This window comes from Candidatus Accumulibacter contiguus, assembly GCF_036625285.1.
Classification (GTDB): Bacteria; Pseudomonadota; Gammaproteobacteria; order Burkholderiales; family Rhodocyclaceae; genus Accumulibacter; species Accumulibacter contiguus.
Genome location: NZ_JAZKUC010000001.1, coordinates 1,192,448 through 1,211,428 on the forward strand (window position 1 = coordinate 1,192,448; position 18,981 = coordinate 1,211,428).

Annotated in this window: 17 protein-coding genes and 1 tRNA gene; 10 read left to right on the forward strand and 8 right to left on the reverse strand. The window is 61.7% G+C overall.

What is annotated here, in order from left to right:
- Window positions 1–4 precede the first annotated feature (4 nt).
- The 4 genes from V5B59_RS05830 to V5B59_RS05845 all read left to right on the forward strand — a co-directional run bounded on the left by V5B59_RS05830 (window position 5) and on the right by V5B59_RS05845 (window position 4,483).
- Window positions 5–943: a phosphoribosylaminoimidazolesuccinocarboxamide synthase gene (locus V5B59_RS05830; protein WP_034910698.1), complete on the forward strand. Its 939-nt coding sequence runs from the start codon at window positions 5–7 to the stop codon at window positions 941–943.
- 62 nt (window positions 944–1,005) lie between these two features.
- Window positions 1,006–1,779, forward strand: coding sequence for a DUF2189 domain-containing protein (locus V5B59_RS05835; RefSeq protein WP_169070136.1), 774 nt, complete (start codon window positions 1,006–1,008; stop codon window positions 1,777–1,779).
- A gap of 63 nt (window positions 1,780–1,842) precedes the next feature.
- Window positions 1,843–3,936 carry a M3 family metallopeptidase gene (locus tag V5B59_RS05840; protein WP_211203369.1) on the forward strand — a complete coding sequence of 698 codons (2,094 nt, stop codon included), beginning with the start codon at window positions 1,843–1,845 and terminating at the stop codon, window positions 3,934–3,936.
- 22 nt (window positions 3,937–3,958) lie between these two features.
- Window positions 3,959–4,483: a glutaredoxin family protein gene (locus tag V5B59_RS05845; RefSeq protein ID WP_169070135.1), complete on the forward strand. Its 525-nt coding sequence runs from the start codon at window positions 3,959–3,961 to the stop codon at window positions 4,481–4,483.
- Window positions 4,484–4,563: 80 nt separating this feature from the next.
- On the opposite strand, the gene V5B59_RS05850 is transcribed toward V5B59_RS05845, so the two are convergent.
- On the reverse strand, window positions 4,564–6,291 hold the full coding sequence (locus V5B59_RS05850; protein ID WP_169070134.1) for a cation acetate symporter: 1,728 nt from the start codon (window positions 6,289–6,291) through the stop codon (window positions 4,564–4,566).
- The gene (locus V5B59_RS05855; RefSeq protein WP_332351687.1) at window positions 6,288–6,602 is read right to left on the reverse strand and encodes a DUF485 domain-containing protein; all 315 of its coding nucleotides are present in this window, start codon (window positions 6,600–6,602) and stop codon (window positions 6,288–6,290) included. Before V5B59_RS05855 ends, V5B59_RS05850 begins: the two co-directional genes overlap by 4 nt.
- A 167-nt stretch (window positions 6,603–6,769) precedes the next feature.
- Between V5B59_RS05855 and V5B59_RS05860 the strand changes: the two genes are divergently transcribed.
- The 3 genes from V5B59_RS05860 (at window position 6,770) to V5B59_RS05870 (ending at window position 10,330) form a co-directional block, all read left to right on the forward strand.
- The gene (locus V5B59_RS05860; protein ID WP_169070133.1) at window positions 6,770–8,377 is read left to right on the forward strand and encodes an acyl-CoA ligase (AMP-forming), exosortase A system-associated; all 1,608 of its coding nucleotides are present in this window, start codon (window positions 6,770–6,772) and stop codon (window positions 8,375–8,377) included.
- Window positions 8,378–8,402: 25 nt separating this feature from the next.
- On the forward strand, window positions 8,403–9,608 hold the full coding sequence (locus V5B59_RS05865) for a pyridoxal-dependent decarboxylase, exosortase A system-associated (protein WP_169070152.1): 1,206 nt from the start codon (window positions 8,403–8,405) through the stop codon (window positions 9,606–9,608).
- 125 nt (window positions 9,609–9,733) lie between these two features.
- Complete coding sequence (locus V5B59_RS05870) at window positions 9,734–10,330, forward strand: hypothetical protein (RefSeq protein WP_169070132.1); 597 nt, start codon at window positions 9,734–9,736, stop codon at window positions 10,328–10,330.
- 35 nt (window positions 10,331–10,365) lie between these two features.
- On the opposite strand, the gene V5B59_RS05875 is transcribed toward V5B59_RS05870, so the two are convergent.
- Both V5B59_RS05875 and V5B59_RS05880 read right to left on the reverse strand, forming a co-directional pair.
- Window positions 10,366–11,064 carry a glutathione S-transferase family protein gene (locus V5B59_RS05875; RefSeq protein ID WP_169070131.1) on the reverse strand — a complete coding sequence of 233 codons (699 nt, stop codon included), beginning with the start codon at window positions 11,062–11,064 and terminating at the stop codon, window positions 10,366–10,368.
- 163 nt (window positions 11,065–11,227) lie between these two features.
- Window positions 11,228–13,180, reverse strand: coding sequence for an acyl CoA:acetate/3-ketoacid CoA transferase (locus V5B59_RS05880; protein WP_169070130.1), 1,953 nt, complete (start codon window positions 13,178–13,180; stop codon window positions 11,228–11,230).
- 225 nt (window positions 13,181–13,405) lie between these two features.
- Here V5B59_RS05880 and V5B59_RS05885 point away from each other — a divergent pair, with 225 nt between their 5' ends.
- On the forward strand, window positions 13,406–14,488 hold the full coding sequence (locus tag V5B59_RS05885; protein WP_169070129.1) for an L-dopachrome tautomerase-related protein: 1,083 nt from the start codon (window positions 13,406–13,408) through the stop codon (window positions 14,486–14,488).
- Window positions 14,489–14,551: 63 nt separating this feature from the next.
- Here the strand turns inward: V5B59_RS05885 and fghA are convergent, their stop codons facing one another.
- The 4 genes from fghA to V5B59_RS05905 all read right to left on the reverse strand — a co-directional run bounded on the left by fghA (window position 14,552) and on the right by V5B59_RS05905 (window position 17,120).
- On the reverse strand, window positions 14,552–15,391 hold the full coding sequence (gene fghA / locus V5B59_RS05890) for an S-formylglutathione hydrolase (protein ID WP_034910679.1): 840 nt from the start codon (window positions 15,389–15,391) through the stop codon (window positions 14,552–14,554).
- A gap of 19 nt (window positions 15,392–15,410) precedes the next feature.
- Window positions 15,411–16,523, reverse strand: coding sequence for an S-(hydroxymethyl)glutathione dehydrogenase/class III alcohol dehydrogenase (locus V5B59_RS05895; protein WP_034910678.1), 1,113 nt, complete (start codon window positions 16,521–16,523; stop codon window positions 15,411–15,413).
- Between the two features lie 18 nt (window positions 16,524–16,541).
- Window positions 16,542–16,994 carry a DUF1178 family protein gene (locus V5B59_RS05900; protein WP_034910702.1) on the reverse strand — a complete coding sequence of 151 codons (453 nt, stop codon included), beginning with the start codon at window positions 16,992–16,994 and terminating at the stop codon, window positions 16,542–16,544.
- A 39-nt stretch (window positions 16,995–17,033) separates the two neighbouring features.
- Window positions 17,034–17,120: transfer RNA gene (locus V5B59_RS05905), tRNA-Leu, on the reverse strand.
- Between the two features lie 260 nt (window positions 17,121–17,380).
- On the opposite strand from V5B59_RS05905, the gene V5B59_RS05910 reads away from it, so the two are divergent.
- Window positions 17,381–18,025 carry a DJ-1/PfpI family protein gene (locus V5B59_RS05910; RefSeq protein ID WP_169070128.1) on the forward strand — a complete coding sequence of 215 codons (645 nt, stop codon included), beginning with the start codon at window positions 17,381–17,383 and terminating at the stop codon, window positions 18,023–18,025.
- Between the two features lie 107 nt (window positions 18,026–18,132).
- Window positions 18,133–18,978, forward strand: a complete 846-nt coding sequence (locus tag V5B59_RS05915; protein WP_034908530.1) for a class I SAM-dependent methyltransferase — start codon at window positions 18,133–18,135, stop codon at window positions 18,976–18,978.
- The last annotated feature ends 3 nt before the right edge of the window (window positions 18,979–18,981 follow it).

Consider the following 18,981-nt stretch of genomic DNA (forward strand, 5'->3'; position numbering starts at 1 on the left):
GCACGTGACCGAAGCCCTCTTTGAATCGACGATCACCAGCCTGCCGCTGCTCGGCCGCGGCAAAGTGCGCGACATTTACGCCATCGACACCGAGAAGCTGCTGATCGTGACCAGCGATCGCCTTTCGGCCTTCGACGTCATCCTGCCGGACCCGGTGCCCGACAAGGGAAAGGTACTGACACGGCTGGCCAGTTTCTGGTTCGCCAAACTCGCCGGCATCATCCCCAACCAGATGACCGGCATCGACCCTGAAACGGTGGTGAATGCCGACGAGCGTGCGCAGGTCCGTGGCCGTTCGCTGGTCGTGAAACGCTTGCGACCGCTGCCGATTGAAGCGGTGGTGCGCGGCTATCTGAGCGGATCGGGATGGCAGGACTACCAGGCCAGCGGCAGGGTTTGCGGAATCCGACTAGCGGCCGGTCTGCGGCTCGCGAGCAGGCTGCCGCAGCCGATCTTTACTCCGGCAACCAAAGCGGCCATCGGCAATCACGACGAGAATGTATCTTTCGAACGCGCCCAGGCCGACTGTGCGCTGGCACTCGCCGATCTGCTGGCTGCGACCGGCCAGAGCGCCGAGGCAATCGTCACGCAGGCGCGCGACGCGGCCATTGCGCTGTATCGCAGCGCCGCCGAGCACGCGGCGGCACGCGGAATCATCATTGCCGATACCAAATTCGAATTCGGCGTCGATGCTGTCGGCACGCTGCATCTGATCGATGAAGCACTGACTCCTGACTCGTCACGCTTCTGGCCGGCCGACGCCTACCACAACGGCAGCAACCCGCCGTCCTACGACAAGCAGTACGTCCGCGACTATCTTGAGACACTGGACTGGAACAAGCGAGCGCCGGGCCCCCGATTACCGCCAACGGTGCTCGCCGCAACCCGCGCAAAATATATCGAGGCCTGCGAGCGCCTGACCGGCGAAGCGTTTGTCGATTGACCGGCGCACGGATATCAGCATCACGACACGCCCGTCTACGTCCACCTCAGCAAGGAGAACGCATGCCTCTGGAGCCAAGCCCCCCTGATCGCAGCAACATCCCGCCGAAAGTCCGCAGCGCCTCCATCGACCGACCTTTCGCCTGGCTGGCGACGGGCTGGGCTGACCTCTGCGCCAACCCGATCGCCAGCCTTGCCTATGGTCTGTTGTTTGCGATTGCCGGCGACGTGATCACGATTTTTGCGTGGCACAAAGGACAACTGTTCATCATCGCGACTTCCGGCTTCTTTCTGGTCGGCCCGTTTCTTGCCGGAGGGCTGTACGAGATCAGCCGCCGCCGCGCGGCAGGCCAGACTTCGACTTTCTTCAGTTCGTTCGCCGGTGGCCGGCGCAACGCGCCGGAACTCACCATGATGGGCCTGCTTCTGGCAATGATCGGGCTGACCTGGGAACGCATCACGACCTGGCTGTTCGCCTTGCTGGCACCGATGATTACACCGGACCTGCTCGAGCTGCTGGCAGAGATCCACCTGTCGACCGACCATCGTGATCTGCTGCTGATCTGGATCATGATCGGCGGAGCGCTGGCCTTGTTCGTCTTTTCCATCACCGTCGTCTCGGTGCCGATGCTGCTCGATCGCCGGGTACCCTGCGGCATTGCCATCCGAACCAGTCTGCGCACCGTCGATGCCAATCTGCTGCTGATGATCCTCTGGGGTGCAATTGTGGTCATACTGACCGGGATCGGTTTTCTCACCCTGTTCTTCGGACTGATCGTTCTCATGCCGCTGCTTGGCCACGCTTCGTGGCACGCGTATCGCGACCTTGTAGAATAGGGGAACTGCCGAGCGTCGCGTCGTAATCCGCGCTCGCCCCCTTCTGGAACCACGGAATCCCTGATGACTGAACACACCCTGCAAGACAACCCGCTGCTCGATTTTTCCGGCCTGCCTCGCTTCGATGTGCTGACGCCGGCCGATGTGCAACCCGCGATCAGTGCGCTGCTCGAACGCGGCCGCGCACTGATCGAGCGGCTGACCGCCGACGACCTTGCTGCGACCTGGGCTGATTTCGCGGCACCGCTCGCCGATGGTTTTGAACAACTGTCACGGGCCTGGGGAATGGTCTCGCATGTCCACTCGGTCAATGACATTCCCGACTGGCGGGACGCCTACAATGGCATGCTGCCCGAGGTCTCCTGTTTCTACGCCGAGGTGGGGCAGAACCTCAAGCTGTTCGACAAGTACAAGGCGATCGCCGCAAGCCCCGAATACGCACTTCTGTCGGTGGCGCAGCAGCGAATCGTCGAGCACGAGATTCGCGATTTTCGCCTCAGCGGTGCGGAGCTGCCCGCAGAGGACAAGCCTCGCTTCCAGGCGATTGCCGAGGAACTCGCACAGCTCTCGGCAAAGTTTTCGGAGAATCTTCTCGACGCCACCAACGCATTTGCCGAAGTGCTGAGCGACGAGAGCGAACTTGCCGGACTGCCTGAGGATGCTCGACAAGCTGCCCGCGAAGCTGCTGAACGAGACGGCAAGAGTGGCTGGAAGTTCACCCTGCACATGCCCTCCTACCTGCCGGTGATGCAGTACGCCGACAGCCGCCGTCTGCGCGCCGTGATGTACCGCGCCTACGCCACACGCGCCGCCGAATTCGGTGCCGCCGAACTCGACAACACGCCACTGATTCGACGCATCCTCGAACTCCGCCGCGAGCAAGCGCAACTGCTCGGCTACCAGAACTACGCCGAGGTTTCGCTGGTGCCGAAAATGGCCGCATCGGTGCCCCAGGTGCTCGACTTCCTGCACGATCTGGCGGTCAAGGCCAGGCCTTTTGCCGAGCAGGACATCGCCGACCTGCGCGCCTTTGCCCGCAGCGAACTCGCTCTCGATCGCATGGAAGCCTGGGACGTCGCCTACGTTTCCGAAAAGCTGCTGCAAGCACGTTATGCCTTCTCGGAACAGGAAGTGAAACAGTATTTTACCGAGGACAAGGTTCTCGTCGGTCTGATCACGGTCATCGAAAAGCTGTTCGGCGTTCGTATCCAGCCCGACCGCGCGCCGCTATGGCATGCTGACGTTCGCTTCTACCGGATCGAGACACCTGCCGGCGAACTGATCGGTCAGTTCTACCTCGACCTCTACGCTCGCGAAACCAAACGCGGCGGCGCCTGGATGGACGAGGCGATCAGCCGTCGCAAACTGCCACAGCGGTTGCCAACGCTGACCAGCGACGATATACAGAAACCGGTCGCCTATCTCAACTGCAACTTTTCCCGGCCAGTCAGCGACCAGGATGGAAGGCTGCGGCCGGCAACCTTCACGCACGACGAGGTGATCACCCTCTTCCACGAGACCGGTCATGGCCTGCATCACCTGCTGACACGTGTTGACGAGATCGGTGTCGCCGGCATCCATGGCGTCGAATGGGATGCGGTCGAATTACCATCGCAGTTCATGGAGAACTATTGCTGGGAATGGAACGTGCTGCAGGAAATGAGCGCTCATATCGACACCGGCGAGCCCTTGCCGCGCACCCTGTTCGACAAGATGCTGGCAGCGAAGAACTTCCTGAGCGGCATGCAGACCCTGCGGCAGGTCGAGTTTTCGCTGTTCGACCTGTTGCTGCACAGCGAATTCGACCCCGCCGGTGATCTCAGCGTGCTCGAACTGCTGTCCGAGGTACGGCGCCAGGTAGCGGTCCTCGTTCCACCTGAATGGCATCGTTTCCCGAACAGCTTTGCGCACATCTTCGCCGGCGGTTACGGCGCTGGCTACTACAGCTACAAGTGGGCCGAGGTACTCTCGGCTGATTGCTACGGCGCTTTCGAAGAGACCGGCAACCCCTTTGACCCGGCGACAGGACAGCGCTTCCTCAACGAAATCCTGTCGATCGGCGGCAGCCGTTCGGCGATCGACAACTTCCGCGCCTTCCGTGGCCGCGAGCCGCAGGTCGACGCCCTGCTGCTGCACAGTGGCATGATCAAGGCGTAAGACATCGAGGACCAGACCAAGCATGCTCCCTACGGCCGCACGGCGCTTTGGCAGCGCCACCGCCATCCTGCTGCTGATCACCGGTACGGTCAGCGCCCAGACCACCTACCGCTGGATCGACCCGAAAAGTGGCGGCACCATTATCTCCGACCTGCCGCCGCCACCGGGAGCCCGACAGGTCATGAAATATACGAACACGACCGGCGTGGATGAACAGCAGTTACCGTATGCGGTTCGCCAGGCAAGCGAAAAATTCCCGGTCGTCCTGTACACCAGCGCCGGCTGCGTCACCTGCAAGCAGGCGCGCACTCTGCTCAATGGTCGCGGCGTTCCGTTCTCCGAGAAGGTGCTCAACAGCGAAGAAGAACTCGCCGAACTCGGCCGGCAACTCGGTGGTGGTGAAGCGTTGTTACCCAGTATTAGCGTCGGTCGGCAAAACATGCGGGGCTTTGCCCCAGCCGCCTGGAACGAACTTCTCGACGCCGCCGGTTATCCGGCCAATGCACCCTATCGCGCCAAGCCCTCCGGAAGAACTGCTATGGAATGAAGCGAACCGTGCTACAAGCAAAAACGGCCCGGGAGTTGCATGACTCCCGGGCCGTTTGCCGAACAGGCGACTACTGGTGCTTAGTGACCCGAGGCCGAGGAAGAGCCGAATCCGGTCTCCGAACGAACCTTCTGCGCTGGATAAAGCGAACGCTCAAGCTGAGCCTGCTTGCTATTGTCCAGCTTGGAAACCACATAGATCACCACGAACGCCGCGGTCATCGAGAAGATGGCCGGTGAAGAGTACGGGAACCATGCGCTGCCTTTGGGATTCTTCAGGACGGCTTCCCACACCGATGCCGACATGATGGTCAGGGCAACCGAGCTGATCAGGCCGACAATGCCACCGGCCACGGCGCCCTTGGTCGTGCAGTCCTTCCAGAGCACGGACATGAAGAGGATCGGGAAGTTCGCCGAACACGCGATGACGAAGGCCAGCATCACCATATAGGCAACATTTTCCTTCTCGAACGCGATCCCGAGACCGACCGCAACGACACCGAGGCAGACCGTGGTCATCTTGGAAACCCGCAGTTCGTGCGCCGAGTCGGCCTTGCCCTTCTTGAACACCGTCGCGTAGAGGTCGTGCGATACCGCCGAGGCGCCCGACAGCGTCAGACCGGAGACCACCGCCAGGATGGTCGCGAAAGCCACTGCCGAGATGAAGCCGAGGAAGACATTGCCACCGACGGCGTTCGACAGGTGGATGGCCGCCATGTTGCCGCCGCCCCGCAAGCCATCCCAGACCAGCTTGCCGTCCGCTCCGACGGCTTGCACACCATCGACCATCTTCGGCACGTAGTAGGGTGCCGGATCCTGCGTCAGCATGACGATGGCGCCGAAACCGATGATGAAGGTCAGGATGTAGAAGTAACCGATCCAGGTGGTCGCCCAACCGACCGACTTGCGTGCTTCCTTGGCACTCGGAACGGTGAAGAAGCGCATCAGGATGTGCGGCAGGCCCGCCGTCCCGAACATCAACGCCATGCCGACCGAAATTGCGGAGATCGGATCCTTGATCAGCACCCCCGGAGACATGATCGCATCGTGCTTGGCGTGTATTTCGACGGCCTTGGAAAACAGTGCCTCGGGGTTGAAATTGAACTGCCAGAGCACGGCCAGCGCCATGAAGGTGGCACCGGAGAGCAGCAGGATGGCCTTGATGATCTGCACCCAGGTGGTGGCAGTCATGCCACCAAAGAGCACATAACACATCATCAGCACACCGACGATCATCACCGCGTAGATGTACTCGAGGCCGAACAGCACCTTGATCAGCTGACCGGCACCGACCATCTGGGCGATCATGTAGAAAGCCACGACGACCAGCGTGCCGACCGCGGCAAAGGTCCGCGTCGGCGTTTGTGCGAAGCGATAGGAAGCCACATCGGCAAAGGTGAACTTGCCCAGGTTGCGCAGCCGCTCGGCCATCAGGAAGGTGATCACCGGCCAGCCGACCAGCCAGCCGATCGAGAAGATCAGCCCGTCAAAGCCGTTGGCGAAGACCAGACCGGAGATGCCGAGGAAGGACGCAGCGGACATGTAGTCGCCGGCGATCGCCAGACCGTTCTGAAAGCCGGTAATGCCGCCGCCGGCAGTATAGAAGTCGGCCGCCGTCTTGGTTTTCATCGCGGCCCAGCGGGTGATCCCCAGGGTAACCAGGACGAAGGCGACGAACATCGCAATCGCCACCCAGTTGGTGGCCTGCTTGGTGGTATTGCCGAGGTCGGCACCAGCCGCCAGAACGCCGCCGCTGGCAAGCAGGCCCAAGGTCAGGCCGAGAATGTTGCGTGTGGATTGGCTGATCATCTCTTGTTGGCCTCCCTGAGGATCTCGGCATTCATATCGTCGAACTCGGTGTTGGCACGACGGACATAGATGTTGGTGACGACGATCGTGAAGATGATCACCCCCACCCCCAGCGGGATCCCGATCGACGTGACCATGCCGGCACCCAGCTTGCCAGCCAGCCATTCCTTGTTGAAAGCAATCAACAGGATATAGCCGTAGTAGACAATGATCATCAGGGCCGACAGGATATAGCCGAATGAATTGCGCTTATGCACCAGCTCGTGATACTTCGGATTGGCCTCAATCCGTGCAACGACGTCTTCGCTCACTATTGTCTCCTCCTCAAAAAATTCCCAGTGTCGAGTCACTTATCATGACTTCGATCTAATCATAAAGACCAATACTTACTTCCTGCTTACGCCAGCATGGGAACTCCCGAATCCACCAGAACTTGCTAGAATTCGCCTCCATCCATTTGACCCGGCATGCCATAAAAATGACTGATGCAAGCCTGCTCCATGAGTTGATCCAGAGATCTGCCAATCGTCAGACGGACGCTGTCGCGCTGACTTACGGCAAACAGTCGATGAGCTACGGAAAACTCCAGCAGGCCATTGCCGGTTTCGTCAGCGGTCTCGTTGGCCTCGGCCTGCAACGCGGCGAGCGGGTGGCCATCTACCTCGAGAAGCGGCTGGAAACCGTCGTTGCAAGTTTTGGCACCACTGCCGCTGGCTGCGTCTTCGTGCCGCTGAACCCCTTGCTCAAGGCCGAACAGGTGGCCTACATCATGCGCGACTGCAATGTGCGGGCGCTCGTCACCTCTCCCGAACGTCTGTCGCTGCTGTCTGCTGCTCTTCCCGTCTGCCATGATCTGCGGCACGTCATCCTGGTCAATGCCGACCCCTTGCCTGCGGGCCCTGCTCCGCTCGCCTACCTGGGCTGGGGCGATCTGTTGCAGGCGGCCGCACAAACTGGCCACCGCGTCATCGACACCGATATGGCAGCCATCCTCTACACCTCGGGAAGTACCGGCAAACCGAAAGGGGTCGTACTTTCGCACCGCAATATGGTCGCCGGCGCCCTAAGCGTCGCGAGCTATCTCGAAAACAGCGCCGAAGACACACTGCTGGCCGCCCTGCCGCTGTCTTTCGATGCCGGCTTCAGCCAGTTGACTACGGCATTCCACGCCGGTGCGCGCGTCGTGCTGCTCAATTACCTGTTGCCCCAGGACGTGCTCAAGGCACTGGCGCGCGAAAGCGTGACCGGGCTGACGGCGGTGCCTCCCCTCTACATTCAGCTCTCGCAACTCGCCTGGCCAGAGGTCATCGGAAAACACCTGCGCTATTTCGCCAATACCGGCGGGCGCATGCCGCGCGAGACTCTGGCCGCCTTGCGCGCGCGCCTGCCGGAGAGCAAGCCCTATCTGATGTACGGTCTGACGGAAGCCTTCCGTTCGACCTACCTGCCGCCGGAGGAGGTGGACCGACGCCCGGACTCGATCGGCAAGGCCATCCCCAACGCCGAAATACTCGTTTTGCGCGAAGATGGCTCGCCCTGTGCGGCCAACGAACCAGGCGAACTCGTCCATCGCGGTGCGCTGGTGGGCATGGGTTACTGGAACGACCATGAAAAGACCGCCGAGCGCTACAAACCGCTGCCCGCGAACATGCCGGGCCGCGATGCCGGTCTGGTGCTGCCCGAAATCGCCGTGTTTTCGGGTGACACCGTGCGCCAGGATGAGGAGGGTTTCCTCTATTTCATCGGTCGCCGCGACGAAATGATGAAAACCTCGGGCTACCGGGTCAGCCCCACCGAGGTCGAGGAGGTGATCTACGCCACTCGCCTGGTCGGTGAGTGCGTTGCCTTCGGCGTGGATCACGCGACGCTCGGGCAGGCCATCCAGGTGATTGCCACGCCGGCCGCGGGCGACAGTCTCGATACCGCCAGCCTGCTCGCTGACTGCCGTAGCCGGATGCCCGCATACATGGTGCCGGCGGGCATTGTCGTGCGGCCAGGCCCCCTGCCACGCAACCCCAACGGCAAGATCGACCGCAAGGCCCTGGCCATTGAATTTCTCGCGACAGAGGTGGCCGCAGGTGAATAAACGAAGCTCCCCGGTGCATGCGCCGATGCGCCAGTTGCCGGTACAGGACGGCGAACTCGTCGTCGGCGGCATGCCGCTTTCGCGACTCGCCGCGCGTGTCGGGCAAACGCCTTTTTATGCTTACGATCGGCACTTGCTCACGCAACGCGTCGGCGAACTGCGGGCAGCGCTGCCGGCGACCCTGAAACTGCACTATGCGATGAAGGCCAACCCGATGCCGGCGCTGGTCTGCCACATGGCCGGCCTGGTCGATGGCATCGACGTGGCATCGGCTGGCGAACTGCAGGTCGCTCTCGACGCCGGGGTGAATCCGCGCGACATCAGCTTTGCCGGCCCAGGCAAACGACGCAGCGAATTGCAGCAGGCGGTCGCTGCCGGCATCCTGATCAACATCGAATCATTTCGCGAGGTTGCGGAACTGGCAGCAATCAGCGACGCGACCGGTTACACGGCACGCATTGCCGTGCGCGTGAATCCCGACTTCGAACTCAAAAGCTCGGGAATGAAGATGGGCGGCGGTGCCAAGCCGTTTGGTGTAGACGCCGAGCAGGTGCCCGAACTCCTGGCCGAGGTCGGCCGCAGCGGCCTGGCCTTTGAAGGCTTCCACCTCTTTGCCGGCTCACAGAATCTCAAACCGGAAGCCATCGTCGAAGCCCAGGGCAAAAGCTATGAACTGGCGCTGCGCCTCGCACAGTCTGCGCCGTCAACCGTCCGTTTCCTCAACCTCGGCGGTGGTTTTGGCATCCCCTACTTCCCAGGCGAGCAGCCGCTCGACCTGGCGCCAATCGGTGCCCATCTCGCCAGCATCGTCGAACGGGCCGGCCGCGAATTGCCCGCTGCCGAACTGCTCATCGAACTGGGGCGTTATCTGGTGGGGGAAGCCGGCATCTACGTCGCCCGCATCGTCGATCGCAAGGTCTCGCGCGCGCACACCTTTCTGGTCTGCGACGGCGGACTGCACCACCATCTCTCCGCATCGGGCAACTTCGGCCAGGTGATCCGCAAGAACTACCCGGTCGCCATCGGCAACCGGATGACGCCAACCGAACTTGAAACGGTATCGGTAGTGGGTCCGCTGTGCACGCCGCTCGACTTGCTGGCGGACCGAATGGAACTGGCCGAGGCACAGGTCGGAGATCTGGTCGTGATCTTCCAATCCGGCGCTTATGGTTTTACGGCCAGCCCGCAGGCCTTTCTCGGACATCCCGCCTGTGTCGAATTGCTGGTCTGAGCGCCAGCGAAGGCGCTCAGCAATCGGACGATCCAAGCGCTTCTTCTCAGAAAAATTTTCAGGGTGACCCTCAAGAAAAAGATCCAGGCGACGTTTACCTGATCAGGATATCCAGGAGAACCCCCATGAAATTCGCTCTCCCATCTCTTCCCCAGGTACTGATGATCGTCGCAACCGCAGTCCTTGCAGTCAATAGCGTTGCCGCTGCCCATTTCCTGCCGGGCAGCGCGCGCGTAGACAAAGGCCTGACGCTCTACCTGCCCAGCCCGGTTCAGGCCATGGCCGGCAGCATCCAGGCAGGGAGCGATAGTGCCGATTCCCTCGACCTCGACCAGATCCGCACGCAGGTCAGCACACTTGGCCTCGCCGGCTCCCAGAGTATGCTTTTCGACAGCAGATCCCGGGTGGTGGTCGCCGACGCCAACGGCTACCACAGCGCGCGCACCACGCAGAGCGATCTCGGACTGGGCCAGGCCGACCTGTGGGCACAGCGGCTGGGGAACATCGACAGTTCGCAGTCGGAATATGGCGGCATCCTCAATACCAACGACATCGCCATGCTGCGCCAGGTCATCCCGAGCAGCGGTCAGGACGGCGAATCCTCGCCGGCAAGCGCGCTGGCGATCATCGTGCTGCTGCTTGGCGGCCTGGGATACGCGCAATTGCAGGGAAAGGCAGTCAAGCCTCAACATGCGAAGCGGCGGCCGCTGTTTCCAGGATGACGCGTCATCTGCGTGCCGACCGGAGAAGTAGCTCGCTATGACGAGCTTAAGCGATAGGGTTCTTCGAAATCGAGGAAGTCTTTTTCGGCCAGGGCGCCATCGACCCACGCTTGCACGCCCGGCAAGGCACACACGCGCTCCATGTACGCAGCCACGTCCAGCGCCACGGGCAAGAAATAGGTTTTCAGTCGCATCACCACCGGGGCGAAGTAGGCATCGGCAATCGAGAAATCGCCAAATAGCATCGGCCCGCCGGACGCGCGCAGCAGCTCACTCCACATGCGAACGATACGTTTCACATCGGCACGCACGGCCGGCTGGTCACGCCAGACGAGCTGACCGGTTTCGCGGAGTGATGCCTCGATGTTCATGGGACAGTTGGAGCGCAAGCCTGTAAAACCGGAATGCATTTCGGCACACACGCTGCGGGCCTGCGCCCGTGCCGCCACATCTCGCGGCCACAAAGCCTTTTCCGGAAACTTCTCGGCCAGGTACTCGGCAATCGCCAGGGTATCCCAGACTACCAGTCCGTTGACCACGTCCGTGTCCACCAGGACCGGCACCTTGCCCGTGGGACTGATGGCATCGATGATCTGCCTGAAGTTTGAACCGGCAGCGAAGGAGTCGAAGCGCACGACGACTTCTTCGCAGGCGATGTCTGCCTGCTTGATGAGCACCCCGGTGCGCATCGACCACGAAGAGTAGTTTTTGTTGCCAATGAACAGCTTGAGCATGGTCACTTCCTGACGGGTTGAAGGTTTGCGGGCTCAAGGGCTTGCCCCTTTGAGCGGCCATCTTACTACGCGCACGGCCCTGGTTCATCGGTTTTCCGAGTGCTGTTGACGCCTGCAGGGTGATGGGCTGCTCGGCCGAGGCGGTTGAAGGCGATGATCGGGGTCAGGTCGGGCCGCTGCTGTCACCGCCACGCCCGGCCAGGAAAGCCTGAGCCTCCTCTCGGCGCTCGAAGACGTGGGGAGCGATGCTGCGCGCGGAAAAGGCCTCGCCCAGCTTGGCGCGCAGGAAGGCACTGGTGGCGTAGCGGGTGATCTGACTGAAATAATTGGCGAGAAAGTAGCGGTCCATTTCGGCATAGGCGTCGTACATGTCCTGATTGATCCGAAACCGGTCGTAATTGATGATCACGCCGACCCGCTTGCCGGCTGCCCGGCAGCGCAGCTCGCAAATGTCCCAGATCGCCTGCACGTCCTCGACCACCCGGACATGCATGCCCTCGAAGTTGAGGAACAGGATGTTGCGCTCGGGATCGTAAATGACCCGTTCCGGCAACGACAGGTTGAGCAGTTCAGCCTCCAGACCCATCGGGTTGGCGTTGAAGATGCGGGCATCCATCTCGCCGTATTCTCCGACGATCGGCGCGAAGTCCATGTTCGGCAGGATGTCCCGGTCTACGTCGATGCCCGGCGCCACCTCGATCAGCGCCAGCCCGCCCCGGACCCGGCGGAATACGCAGCGTTCGGTGACGTAATAGACCGGTTTGTCGCGATCATAGGCATACTGGCCATTGAAGGTGATTTGCCCGACCTGCTTGAGGAACTTGCGCTGCCGGCCCTCCTCGACGATCCGCAGCTTGCCGTCATCGACCTCGACCCGCAGGCCATTGCCGGTGAAGGTGCCGACGAACACCACGAGGCGAGCATTCTGGCTGATGTTGATGAAACCGCCGGCGCCGGTCAGGCGACCGCCGAAGCGGCTGACGTTGACGTTGCCGGCAGCATCGCACTCGGCCATGCCAAGACAAGCCATGTCGAGGCCGCCACCATCGTAGAAGTCGAACTGCTGATTCTCGTCGATCACCGCATCCATGTTGACCCCGGTCCCGAAGTCACCTCCGGTCGATGGAATCCCGCCGATCAGGCCGGATTCCACGGTCAGCGTCAGCAGGTGCGAGATCCGCTCCTCCTTGGCGACCGTCGCCACGCCTTCGGGCATGCCGACCCCCAGATTGATGATGCCGTTGGGCGGCAATTCGAAAGCGGCACGACGGGCGATGATCTTGCGCTCGGTCAGCGGTGTCGACACCAGGCTGGCCTGGGGAACCCGGAACTCGCCGGCGTAGGCGGCGTTGTACTGGGTCGCCAGGGTCTGCATGTGCTGGGCCGGTTCAGCCACGACCACGCAATCGACCAGAATCCCTGGAATCTTGATTTGCCGCGGCGGTAGCCCGCTACGCTCGGCAATTCGTTCGACCTGGGCGATCACGATGCCGTTACTGTTCTTGGCTGCCATCGCCATGGCGAGGTTGTTGAGGGTCAGTGCTTCGCGCTCCATCGATATATTGCCGAAGGTATCGGCGGTGGTGCCACGCACGAAGGCAACATTGACGCTGCCGACCTTGTAGAACAGCCACTCTTCGCCGGCGACTTCGACCAGACTGACGATGTCCCTGGTAGTGGCGGCATTGACCCGGCCGCCATCGTAGCGCGGATCGACGAAGGTATGCAGTCCGACCTTGGAGAACGAACCGGGTTTGCCGGCGGCCAGATCCCGGAACAACTGACAGATGATGCCCTGGGGCAGGTTATAGGCCTGGATGCGGTTGCCCAGTGCCAGTTGCCCCACCTTCGGCATGCGTCCCCAATGGCCCGCCACTACCCGGCGCAGCAAGCCTGCATGGCCCAGGTGATTGAGTCCCAGGGCCTTGCCGTCGCCCTGGCCGGCGGCGGCGAACAAGGTCAGGTTCTTTGGGCTGCCGGTGTCGAGGAAGCGGCGCTCCAGCGCCGACAGCAACGCCTCGGCGAAGCCGGTCTGGACGAACCCGGTACTGGCCAGGGTATCGCCATCCCGAATCAGGGCGATGGCTTCGTCGGCAGTAACGATCTTGCTGCGCATGCTGGTTTCCTCTCGCTGATGTTCCCGATGTCCGGCCGCCGGACCGAGCGATCAAAGAATCATTGCGGCGGCAGCTGCTGGGTCAGCGCCGCCCTCGACCCGATCAGGTCTGGCTGCTTGACAGATCGAGTTTACATCTATTGACTGATTGATTGACACGCCGTGTTCGGCAGTGATCGAACTTGACATTCTGCCAGGTGGCAGCTCAATCCAGAGGATTTACTCATGAAACTCCCGATACTTCGCAACATCATAGCTGCCGCACTGACGGTGGGCGCCCAGCTTCTTGCCGCTGCACCAGCCGTGGGGACCCTCGAAACCGTGGCCGAATTACCCATTCGCCCTGGCAATGTCTCCGCCACAGTCGACGGACGGGTGTTTGCCACGGTGCACCCGCTGGGTGTCCCTTCCGGCCTGCAATTGATCGAGATCACCGGGCCAGATTCCTTCCGTCCCTGGCCATCGGCAGAACTGCAAAGTAATGCGTCCAATCGCGGCGATAGCCGCATTGATGCACCCTTGGGGATCACCCAGGACGGCAAGGGGCGCCTGTGGATCACCGATATGGGCCTGAACATTGGCAAGAGCCGGCTGTGGGGCTTTGACATCGCGACAGGAAAACTGCTTAAGCGCATCGATCTGCCGAGCACGGTAGCGCCAAAGGACAGTTTCATCCAGGATCTCGTGGTGGATGCCGAGCGCGGTTGGATCTATCTGTCGGATATCAACAATCCTGCCCTGCTGGCCCTGCGCATCGACGATGGCCAGATTCGGCGTTTCCAGGGGCATTCCAGCCTGCAGGCAGAAGATGGCGTGGAAATGCGGGTTGGTGGCAAGCCGACCCTGTTCGACGGAAAGCCGGCAAAAGTCGGCGTCAATCCGATTGGCCTGTCGGCTGATGGTGAAACGCTGTTCTTTGGCGCGATGTCCGGAACCCACTGGTATGCCGTACCCACCCGCTTGTTGCGGGAAGGAAGTGATGCCGATGTCGCTGCCGCCATTCGAATGATTGGACGCAAGCCGCTTTCCGATGGCGCCACCACCGATGCGGCAGGTAACCACTTCTTTACCAATCTCAACGAGAATGGCATCGATTGGCTCAATTCCCGCGGAGAGCTGCAGCCGCTGGTTCGCAATCCCCTGCTGAACTGGCCGGACAGCGTACAGTTTGGCGCAGAAAGCTGGCTCTATATTTCAGTCAACCAGTTGCACAAGACTCAGGCCTTTACCGGCGCATGCGATCAGGGAACGCCGCCCTACCGCATCCTGCGTGTCTGGACCGGAACGGCCGGCGCAGTACGACGCTGATGATTCCCGAACTCGCAACCTGGTTGCCGCGGCGGCTCGGCTACTGAAGAGGCAGCGATCGCTTCAGCCGATAAGCGCCGCCGCGTGATGATGCAGGTGATCGTCGATGAAACTGGCGATGAAGTAGTAGCTGTGGTCGTAGCCCGGATGCAGGCGCAGGCGCAAGGGATGGCCGGCGGCGACACAGGCCTGGCGCAGCTTCTCGGGTTGCAACTGCGTGCTGAAAAATACGTCGGCTTCGCCCTGATCGACCAGCAGAGGCAGGCGTTCCTCTGCCCCGGCGATCAGTTCGCAGACATCCCAGGCTCGCCATGCCACACGATCTTCGCCAAGATAGCGTGCAAACGCCTTCTGCCCCCAGGGGCTGGCGAGCGCGTGGCTGATCGGCGCGAATGCGGACAGCGAGCGGTAACGGCCGGGGTTGCGCAGCGCGCAGACCAGCGCGCCGTGGCCGCCCATCGAATGGCCACTGATGCCGCGGCACGCGTTGACCGGCAGATTCGCCTCGACCAGCTCCGGCAATTCGTGGACGACGTAGTCGTGCATCCGGTAGTGTTCCGCCCAAGGCGCCTGCGTGGCATTCAAGTAGAAACCGGCGCCGTGACCGAAATCCCAGGCGCCGTCCGGATCGCCCGGTACCCCGGGGCCACGCGGACTGGTATCGGGTGCGATCAGGGCGATCCCGAGTTCGGCGGCGGCGCGCATTGCGCCGGCTTTCTGCATGAAGTTCTCATCGCTGCAGGTCAGCCCCGAAAGCCAGTACAACGCCGGCACGCTGCCGCTGGTCACCTGTGGCGGCAGATAGACGGCAAACACCATCTCGCAGCGCAGCACCTGCGAACGATGGCGGTAACGCCGGTGCCAGCCACCGAAACAGCGATTGGCTGCGATCTCTTCAAGCACTCGCGAAGCTCCGGTCGTCTCAGAAAAGAATCACCGAACGGATGCTCTTCCCGGCATGCATCAGATCGAAAGCCAGGTTGATGTCTTCGAGTCCCATGGTATGGGTGATGAAGGTGTCGAGCGGAATCTCGCCGCGCTGCGCACGCTCGACGTAACTCGGCAGCTCGCTACGGCCGCGCACACCACCGAAAGCCGAACCGCGCCACACCCGCCCGGTCACCAGCTGGAAAGGTCGCGTCGAAATCTCTTCGCCGGCACCGGCCACGCCGATGATCACCGACTCGCCCCAGCCCTTGTGACAGCACTCGAGCGCTGCACGCATCACGTTCACGTTGCCGATGCATTCGAAGGAGTAGTCAACACCGCCGTCGCAGAGATCGACGATCACTTCCTGGATCGGCCGGTCGTAATCGGCCGGATTGATGCAGTCGGTAGCGCCGAGTTGCCGAGCGATGGCGAACTTGGCCGGATTGGTGTCAATGGCGATGATCCGCTCCGCCTTCGCCATGACCGCGCCGATCACCACCGAAAGACCGATGCCACCGAGGCCGAAAATGGCGACGCTCGCCCCTGGCTCGACCCTGGCGGTATTGATCACCGCGCCGATGCCGGTGGTCACCCCGCAGCCGAGCAGACAAACCTTCTCCAGCGGCGCATCCCTGGCGATCTTCGCCAGCGAGATTTCCGGCAACACCGTGTACTCGGAGAAGGTCGAGGTGCCCATGTAATGAAAGATCGGCTTGCCGTTTCTTGAAAAGCGGCTGCTGCCATCGGGCATCAGGCCTTTCCCCTGGGTGGCGCGAATCGCCTGGCAGAGATTGGTCTTGCCTGACCTGCAGAACTTGCACACGCCGCACTCGGGTGTATACAGCGGGATGACGTGGTCGCCGACGGCCACCGAAGTCACTCCCGCACCGATGGCCTCGACGATGCCGCCGCCCTCGTGCCCGAGAATGCTCGGGAAAATCCCTTCCGGATCGGCACCCGAAAGCGTGAACGCATCAGTATGGCAGACGCCGCTGGCGACGATGCGTACCAGCGCCTCACCCTGGCGCGGCGGTGCGACATCGACGTCTGTGACTTCCAGCGGTGCGTTTGCGGCCCAGGCAACGGCAGCGCGTGCTTTGATCATCGGTGACTCTCCTCGAGATCAGTGAAAATCCCCCGGCTTCAGACGGGCCAGGCGGAACACCTCGATCCCCTCTTCCAGCAGCGCCTCGACCTCCTCGGCGCTGGCTTCGCCGCGAATCGAGCGCGCCGGCGCCTCGACATAGTGAATTCGTCTCGCTTCATCGGCAAAGTCGGCGCCGACATCCTCGCAACTGGCGAGCAGCATTTCGCTCAATTGCCGGAAAGCGGCGAGCGCGCCGGCACGCATGTCGATCGCCGCGGTGGATGTTGGCAGCGGCGGCTGCGCCGAAACCGTCGCGGCGGCTGCCGGTAGCGTCAAATGTACCGCCGAGGGCACCCGGCGAATCTCCGGCGAAGCGCAGTGCGGACAAGCGATCAAGCCCCTGGCGAGTTGGCTGTCGAAATCCTCGCGCGACTGAAACCAGCCTTCGAATCGATGGTTGTGCTGGCAGGCAAGGTCAAAAATGATCATCGGGAAGCAGGGCAGGAAGCACGCAGTGGAAGACAGGGGTGGTACCCGGAGCCGGGGTCGAACCGGCACAGCCGCAAGGCCGAGGGATTTTAAGTCCCTTGTGTCTACCTATTCCACCATCCGGGCGCAAGCTTTTTCAATCGGTTACTACCGTTTTTTACTTCAGCAGAGGCCCGCAGGCTGCACCATCTTCCTGCGCAGTTGTACAAAATATGCACAACTTACATGGCTTCGGCTTGCCTGCATGATACCAGACGAGAGAATGTCCTGATAAAGTGATTGAACGTACCGTGCTGCCAAAGAAGATGCCGAGATGCCTCGGGTGTATGATGCCACCTCCTGTGTTAATCCATGACTGAACTCCTCCCTACGAAAGGAATCGCGCCATGACCGAAACCTCCCCCCCCATACCACTGCGCGGCATCATTGGTGAACCGCGCAAAGGCAAGATCGGTGTTCTGGTCGAAGAACACTTCGACATGACCGAGTTTCGCCTTTTCAACGAGTTGTTCCCGAAGCACGGCTATCAGGTGGTCTATCTCTCCCACTTGTGGGGCAATCCTGCCCTCACTTTCGGTTCCAATCCCGATGCCGGCTGGGTGGAAGAACACGTGCTGGTGGAAACCGAGATCGCGGCCGCGGACCCGTCGGATTACAAGGGCATCATCATCATCGGAGCCTACGCCAGCGACCGCCTGCGTTACCAGGTCACTCCCCGCAAGGGGGAACCGAATCAGGCCCCGGCGGTGGTCTTCATCCGCCGGGCGCTTGCCGCCAGCCATCTGAAGATCGGCACGATCTGCCACAGCTTGTGGCTGCTGTGCGCCGACCGCGCGCTGCTGCAGGGCCGCCAGGTCACTTGCGCCCACAACATCGTTTGTGACGTCGAAAACGCTGGCGCGGAAGTGATCTATGGTCCAGAAGGCACCGTCGACCTGGTCATCGATGGCAACCTGATCACCGGCAAACATCCGGGGATTACCGACCAGTTCATCACCACTTTCCTGACCGAAATCGAGAAAGGGGACTGAGCCTGTGCTGGTACCCCCAGGCTCGCGCACTTTCTCATCGGCGGCGGCCGGGACGGCTCTGGCAACAGGACGGCTCGCCGCGTCGATGGTCTCAGCGAAGGTAATGAATGATTCCGCCAATCTCGGTCGCGGAGAACTACGACCAGTATTTTGCCAGCCGGCTGTATGACCGGCGCTACCCGCGGCCGAACCCTTCGAGCCTGGCCATCATTATCGGCGAGATCGACGCACTGGGTAAGCGGGTTCTCGACGTCGGCTGCGGCAATGGCCGCTATGCCGAAACCCTGCTTGCGCGCACCGACGCGACGATCGTCGCCTGCGACATCAGCAGAGAAGCGATTGACGAGTTGACTTCCCGATGTTTCGAACACGTCGCATCGGGCCGCTTGTGTCCCTTGCTTGGCGATCCAACGGTGGTGGCCGACAGCATTGGCCGGAGCGAGAAGTTCGACCTGGCGATCATGGTGTTTGGCGTACTCGGTCACATCTATCCCCGCTCACTGCGTCGGGCGACGCTCACGACCATCCACTCCCTGCTCCGACCGGGAGGACGGATCGTCGTCACGGTGCCGAACGCCGCGCGCCGATTTTCCAGGCAACAGGCGTCTTCGCAAAGTCTGGTAGAGCAGGGACATCTCGAGGCCGGCGACATACTGTACGAACGAACTGCGCATGACCGCGCGGTAAAGATGTACTACCACCTGTACTCTCTCCAGGAGTTCGAGCAGGAACTCGAACAACAGGGATTCCGCCTGATTCGCCTGACTGCCGAGAGTATTCTGCCGGAGAGCGGCATCGTCAGGTCGCGCCTGCTGCGCGCGATCGACCGCTTCCTGGCAAGGATCCTGCCGCTGCGCCATGCTTACGGTTTTCTCGCGGTGGCCGAGGCGGTCAGCGAGTCGAAGCAGGGCGAGGATTTGCCTCAGCCATCCGACTTCAGCCAGCCGGCATAAGGC